Raw genomic sequence first — 7,184 nt, forward strand, 5'->3', positions numbered from 1 at the left:
CCGCCCGCTTGCGCCTTCGTCCGGAGGCTACCAAACAAGTGTTTGCTATGGCAAGGGCTGGATGATAGCAAACCGCGCTATCGGGAGCTTTTTGAAGGCCATGTCCACCACTCCACTCGTCTTCGATCCGCGCGATCCGGACGTCATCCAGCGACCGCTGGACACGCTGCTGCGCCTGCAGGCGGAAGATCCGGTACACTGGTCGCCGCTGCTCAAGGGCTGGGTGCTGACCCGGCATGACGACGTGAAGTCCGTGCAGATGAACAGCGGCGTGACATCGGACCGGCTGACGCCCTTTTTCGAGAGCCAGCAAGGCGAGGAACGCGCGCGGCTCAGCGATCTGATCCGCTATCTGAACGCGTGGGTCGTGTTCAAGGATCCGCCCGATCACACCCGCCTGCGCACCCTGCTCAATAAGGTCGTGACGCCTGCGGTGATGCGCGACCTTGAAGACGGCATCACCGAACTGGCGGACGGCCTGCTCAACAGGATTGCCGCGCGTGGGGATGGCCGGTTCGAATGCATCAGCGAATTCGCCAACCCCCTCCCCGCTAGCGTCATCATGGACCTCCTCGGCATCCCGCGCGAGGATATGGAAGCCTTGCGCGACTGGTCGATGCAGTTGCAGCCCTTCCTCGGCAATGCCACCAGCACGGGCGACAAGTACGAAACCGGACGCGCCGGGATCGTGGCCATGGCGGATTATTTCCGCACCGCCGCCAAGGAGCGGCAGGTCCACCCGCGCGGCGATGTGATCTCGCACTTCGTGATGCTGCAGCAAACCGGCCAGATCAGCGAGGACGAGCTGATCGGATCGTGCATCCTGTTCCTCTTCGCTGGGCACGAAACGACGACGAACCTCATCGGCAACGGCATCCGCGCGCTGCTCGCCAATCCTGACCAGAAGGCCAAACTGCTGGCCGACCCGTCGCTCGCCGCCAGCGCGGTGGAGGAAATGCTGCGGTTTGAAGGCCCCACCGGCGCCGTGGTGCGCGTGGTCAAGGAACCCTTCGAAATGCGCGGAAAGCAGCTGCGCAAGGGCGACCGCGTCTACGCCATGGTCAATGCCGCGAACCACGATCCGGCGGTGTTTGAAAACGCCGCGCAGTTCAACATCACCCGCTCGCCCAACCGCCATCTCACCTTCAACCACGGCATCCACTTCTGCCTCGGCGCGCCGCTCGCGCGGGCGGAGGGCCGCATCGCGATCAGCCGCCTGTTCGCCCGCTTCCCCAACGTGGCACTGGCCAGCGATACGGCCGAATACATGGACACCCTCACCATGCGCGGCGTGCGCGAAATGCCGATGGTGACGGGATGATCGAGGCCCCCGCATTCGGCATGGCGAGCGTGTGGGCAACCCATGCCCGCTTCGCACCGGACAAGATCGCGGCCATCTGCGGGACACGCCAGCTGACATGGGCCGAGTTCGACAGGGGCACCGCGCGGGTTGCCAATGCGCTGATCCGCCTCGGCATAGAGCATGACGAACCGGTCGCGCTGGTAATGACCAATTCGCTCGAGATGCTGGAGGTCATGTTCGGCATTGTCCGCGCAGGCGCCTGCATGGTGCCGATCAGCGGCCTCCTCACCGGTGCCCAGATCGCAACGATGATGGCCGATAGCGGCGCGAAAACCGTGTTCGTATCATCCTCCAACCGCGCCCTCATCGAAGGGGCAAACTTGCCCGCCGGGATCCGCCGCATCGCGATCGGTTTCGAGGCTGAAGGCTGGGAAGCGGGAGAAGCCCTTCTCGCCGCCGCGCCGGACACCGACCCAGCCGTGCGCATCCAGCCCGACGACCGCTTCAACATCATCTACAGCTCCGGCACCACCGGCCTCCCCAAAGGCATCGTCCAGAGCCACGGCGCGCGCACGCACTTCGCGTGGTCCAATGCGCTCGAACTCGGCATGACGCGGGAAAGCGTCACGCTCGTCACCACGGCGCTCTATTCAAACGGCACGATGTTCATGGTACTGCCGCCGTTGCTGCTGGGCGCCACCATCGTCATCATGGAACAGTTCAGTCCGTCCGGCGCGCTCGCGCTGATCGAACAGCACCGCGTCACGCACGCCTTCATGGTCCCCACACAGTGCATCGTCACGCTGGACGATGCTGCGCTGGGGCGGCACGATCTCTCCAGCCTCAAGGCACTGCTCTCCGCCGGCTCCTCGCTCCGGCCCGATACGCGCGAGGCCGTGATCGAGCGGATGACGCCGAACGTCTACGAACTCTACGGCTTCAGCGAAGGCTTCGCGACCATGCGCAAGCCCGGCGACAATCCTGCCCGCCCCACCGCCGTCGGCCGCCCGGTACTCGGGTTCGACATGCGCATCATCGGCCAGGACGACCGCGAAGTGCCGCGCGGCGAACCGGGCGAGATTGTCGGGCGCGGTCTTGGTATGATGGCCGGCTATCACAATCGGCCCGACCTCGACGCCGCGATCCTGTGGCGCGACGAGGCCGGCACCGAATACTTGCGCAGCGGCGACATCGGCATGATCGACGAGGAAGGCTTCCTCCACATTGTCGACCGCAAGAAGGACATGATCCTCTCGGGCGGCTTCAACATCTTCCCAGCTGATCTCGAAGCCGTGATTGGCCAGCACCCTGAAGTGCAGGACGTGACCGTGATCGGTATCCCGCACGCCAAGTGGGGCGAAACGCCGCTCGCGCTGGTCATCCCGCGTGGGACGCCGGAAGCCGCCGCCCTGCTCGAATGGGCAAACGCCCGCCTCGCCAAGACGCAGCGGCTGGCGGGCCTTGAATTCCGCGCCGAATTCCCGCGCAACGCACTGGGCAAAGTCTTGAAGCGCGAACTGCGCGCAACCTTTTGGGAGAAGGCCGAATGACGGACGTCTACATCGTCGGCAGCTATTCCAGCGCCTTCGGCAAGTTTCCGGACCGCAGCTTCAAGGATCTGACGCGCGAGGTCTATCTTGGCGTACTCGCCGATGCGGGGCTGGCGAACGGCAACGACATCGGCATGGCCTGGTTCGGCAATTGCGGCATGTGGACCGATGGGCAAGGCAGCATTCGCGGGCAGGTCTGCCTAACCCCGCTGGTGCGCGAGGGGCTGTTCCCCGAACGCGTGCCGGTCATCAACGTCGAAGGCGGCTGCGCCACGGCCTCCATCGCGCTCCACGGCGCGTGGAAGGACGTGCTGAGCGGCCAGACCGACCTCAGCATTGCCTTCGGTGTCGAAAAGACCTTCAATCCTGCGCACCCCGAACGGACCAAGGCGCTCTTCGACGGCGGCATCGACCAGTACGACCCTGAGGAGTGGCTTGCCTATTACGCCGCTGCGGGCGAGGCTTCCGGCAAGCCGTTCGAGCCCGGCCCCGGCCGCACGATCTTCATGGACACATATGCCATGCAGGCCGCGTGGCACATGCGCACCCATGGCACCACCGAACGCCAGATCGCGATGGCCTGCGCCAAGAACCACAACGCCTCGGTCCACAACCCGAAGGCGCAATACCGCTTCCCGCTGACGGTGGACGAAGTGCTGGCCGACCGCCCGGTCAGCTGGCCGCTCACCCGCTCGATGTGCGCGCCCATCGGCGATGGCGCCGCCGCTGCGCTGGTCTGCTCCGGCGCATGGCTCGCCCGCCAGCCCGCCGCCGTCCGCGCCCGCGCCGTTCGCATCGCTGCAAGCACAATGACGGCGGGCAAGTACCGACAATTGGACGAGCCGGGCCTGTCCCAACTCGCCGCCGAAAGGGCCTACAAGGCTGCCGGTGTCACCCCGCAGGATATCGACCTCGCCGAAGTCCATGACGCGACTTCGTTCTGCGAGATCTACCAATCCGAAATGCTCGGTTTCTGCGCCATCGGCGAAGGCGGGCGGCTGGTTGAAAGCGGCGCGACCACGCTGGGCGGTTCGATCCCGATCAACCTCTCGGGCGGCCTTGTCAGCAAGGGGCACCCCGTCGGCGCGACCGGCCTTTCGATGATCGACGAACTCATGCTGCAGCTGCGCGGCGAGGCTGGGCCCCGGCAGGTCAGCGGCGCACGCCTCGCGCTCGCTGAGAACGGCGGCGGCGTGATGGGCTTTGATGAAGCGGCCTGTTCGGTCATGATCCTGCAGAAGGACTGATCTGCATGGCCGCAAGTGCCCCAAAAATCGAAGCACGTGGCGGCGAAAACCGGCGCGAGGCGCTGCTCGATGCCGCTGCCGCGATGTTCGCCGCCAAGGGCTATGACGGCACTTCGATCCGCGACATTGCGGGCGCGGTCGGGATGCTGCCGGGATCGCTCTACTACCACTTCAAGTCCAAGGAAGACCTGCTCATCGCGGTCTACCGCAAGGGCGTCGCCCGCTTCGAAGCCGCGATTGACGAGGCGCTCGAGACGACCGGCGGCGATCCGTGGCAGGCGATCGAGGCGGCCTGCGCTGCGCACCTTTCCATCCTGCTCGATGGCGGCGACTATGCCCGCATCGTCAATCCCGAATTCGTGCGCTCGTTTCCGGGCGAGATGCTGCCCACGCTGAATGCGGAGCGCGACCGCTACGAACGCCATTTCGAGAAGCTGATCGCCGCGCTGCCGCTGCCGCCCGAGACCGATCGCTGGCTGTTCAAGGTCGCGCTGTTCGGCAGCCTGAACTGGTCGCAGACCTGGTATCGCAAGGGCCGTTATACGCCCGGTGACATCGCCGGTGCCTTCATCGGAATGCTGCGGCAAAAGGGAGCGTAATCCTGCCCCTCACCGGCTTGGTAAAAAGGCAGAAAAAGCCAGAAAAATGGCCAAACGGATCATCGCGCTGAAGCGCAGCATATGGTGCAATCAGGTGTGGTGGTTCAAATAGCCGATAAACAGGGACTCGGATAACGCCGGGCCGCGAGGAGAGGGTAGATTTATGCGCATTTCCTTTATGCGAAAGCTTGGCTTGGCATCCAGCCTGGCGCTGGCGGCAGGCGCCATTGCGGTGCCGGGCGCGATGGCGACGGTTACCGAGGCGATGCTGCGCTCCGTGCCGGGGGCTGAATGGCTGACCTATGGCGGCGACTATGCCGAGCAGCGCTTCTCCCCGCTCAAGCAGATCAACGAATACAACGTCGATCAGCTCGGCCTCGCCTGGTACGCGGACATGGATTCTGCACGCGGGCAGGAAGCAACCCCGCTGGTGCATGACGGCGTGCTCTATGTCACCACCGCGTGGTCTATGGTGAAGGCCTACGACGCCAAGACCGGCAAGCCGCTGTGGGCGTTCGATCCCAAGGTGCCGCGCTCCACGCTCTACCGCGCCTGCTGCGATGCCGTGAACCGCGGTGTCGCGCTCTATGGCGACAAGCTGTTCGTGGCAGCGCTCGATGGCCGCCTGCTGGCGCTCGACCAGAAGACCGGCAAGGTTCTCTGGGAAAAGGTGACGGTTCCGAACCAGACCGACTACACGATCACCGGCGCCCCGCGCATCGTGAAGGGCCGCGTGCTGATCGGCGCCGCAGGCTCCGAATACATGGCCCGCGGCTATATCGCCGCCTACGACACCGAAACGGGCAAGGAAGTCTGGCGCTTCAACACGGTGCCGGGCAACCCTGCCAAGGGCTTCGGCGCCGAAGGCATCAACAAGGCCGCTCACGAAGCTGCCGCAAAGACCTGGGGCAACAAGTGGTGGGAGCTCGGCGGTGGCGGCACCGTGTGGGATTCGATCACCTATGATCCCGAAACCAACCTCGTCCTCTTCGGCACCGGCAATGCCGAGCCGTGGAATCCCGCAGCCAACGGCCGCGCGGGCGACAGCCTCTACACCTCCTCGATTGTCGCGGTGAACGCCGATACCGGGCAATACGCCTGGCATTATCAGGAAACGCCGGAAGACCGCTGGGACTTCGATTCCGATCAGCAAATCACCGTGGCCGACATTGTCATCAATGGCGAGAAGCGCCACGTCGCGCTCCACGCGCCCAAGAACGGGCACGTCTACGTGCTCGATGTGAAGACCGGCAAGTTCCTCTCCGGCACGCCGTGGGTCCCGGTCAACTGGGCCACCGGTCTCGATCCGGAAACCGGCCGTCCGAACATCAATCCGGATGCGAAGTACGAGAAGACCGGCAAGGCCTTCGTCAGCCTGCCCGGCGCGGTGGGTGCGCACTCGTGGCAGCCGCAAAGCTACAGCCCGAAGACCGGCTACCTCTACATCCCGACCAACCTCGCCGGCTGGCCCTACCTCGCGGCCAAGGACTGGAAGCCGGGCGCCATTGGCTGGAAGATCGGCATGGATGGCTATGCCGTCTCGATGCCTGCCGATCTCAAGATCCAGGAAGGCGCCAAGGCGGCTACCAAGGGCCAACTCGTCGCGTGGGACGTCGCAAACCGGAAGGCGGCGTGGAAGATCGAACTCAAGGGTCCGTCGAACGGCGGCGTGCTTTCGACCGCGGGCAATCTTGTGTTCCAGGGCACCTCGAGCGGTGAATTCGTCGCCTATACCGCCGACAAGGGCGAGCAGCTGTGGTCGTTCCCGGCTCAGACCGGGATCATTGCCGCGCCGATGACCTACACCATCGACGGGGAACAGTATGTCGCCGTCCTCGCCGGGTGGGGCGGCGTCTGGGACGTCGCCACCGGCGTGCTGGCCAACAAGGGCGGCGCTGGGCGCAACATCAGCCGCCTCCTCGTGTTCAAGCTCGGCGCCAAAGGCGAATTGCCCGCACCGCCGCCGATGAACCAGATGGTGCTCGATCCGCCGCCGTTTACCGGCACGCAAGCGCAGGCCACGCATGGCGGGCAGCTCTATGGCCGCTATTGCGCGATGTGCCATGGCGACGCCGCCATTTCGGGCAGCCTCAACCCCGATCTGCGGCATTCGGGCGTGATTGCCTCAGCCGATGCGCTGAAGGCCATCGTGATCGGCGGCCAGTTGCACCAGATGGGCATGGTCTCGTTCAAGGCTGCGCTGAAGCCGGCTGATGCCGAGGACATCCGCATGTACATCATCAAGCGCGCCAACGAGGACAAGGCGCTCGCCAGCCGCTGAGGCAGGAGCCTTCCGACCGCAAACAAAGGGCGGGGACGCGTGGCCCCGCCCTTTTCTGCGTCTGTGGGCCGTGATCGCGTTCACCGGCGCGACAGCAATTGCGGGCTAGCCATCTGATGGTTTTCATCGACGAACAGCAACCTGCAACAATCGACAAGCCGGTTTTGCTTATGTAACTGACAAGGCATGGTATCCAACCTCAAC

At 64.8% G+C, this 7,184-nt stretch carries 5 protein-coding genes; all 5 read left to right on the forward strand.

Features of this window, described 5'->3' with window-relative positions:
• The first annotated feature begins 100 nt into the window (after window positions 1–100).
• Window positions 101–1,321, forward strand: a complete 1,221-nt coding sequence (locus tag NSE01_RS04160) for a cytochrome P450 (protein ID WP_170233756.1) — start codon at window positions 101–103, stop codon at window positions 1,319–1,321.
• Window positions 1,318–2,853, forward strand: coding sequence for a class I adenylate-forming enzyme family protein (locus NSE01_RS04165; protein ID WP_147158361.1), 1,536 nt, complete (start codon window positions 1,318–1,320; stop codon window positions 2,851–2,853). The genes NSE01_RS04160 and NSE01_RS04165 overlap by 4 nt, the downstream gene beginning before the upstream one ends.
• Complete coding sequence (locus tag NSE01_RS04170) at window positions 2,850–4,100, forward strand: thiolase family protein (RefSeq protein WP_147158362.1); 1,251 nt, start codon at window positions 2,850–2,852, stop codon at window positions 4,098–4,100. The genes NSE01_RS04165 and NSE01_RS04170 overlap by 4 nt, the downstream gene beginning before the upstream one ends.
• 5 nt (window positions 4,101–4,105) lie before the next feature.
• Complete coding sequence (locus NSE01_RS04175; protein ID WP_147158363.1) at window positions 4,106–4,699, forward strand: TetR/AcrR family transcriptional regulator; 594 nt, start codon at window positions 4,106–4,108, stop codon at window positions 4,697–4,699.
• A 193-nt stretch (window positions 4,700–4,892) separates the two neighbouring features.
• The gene (locus tag NSE01_RS04180) at window positions 4,893–6,980 is read left to right on the forward strand and encodes a PQQ-dependent dehydrogenase, methanol/ethanol family (RefSeq protein WP_246135018.1); all 2,088 of its coding nucleotides are present in this window, start codon (window positions 4,893–4,895) and stop codon (window positions 6,978–6,980) included.
• The last annotated feature ends 204 nt before the right edge of the window (window positions 6,981–7,184 follow it).

Origin of the sequence: Novosphingobium sediminis, from assembly GCF_007991615.1 — a bacterium.
In the GTDB taxonomy this organism is placed as follows: Bacteria; Pseudomonadota; Alphaproteobacteria; order Sphingomonadales; family Sphingomonadaceae; genus Novosphingobium; species Novosphingobium sediminis.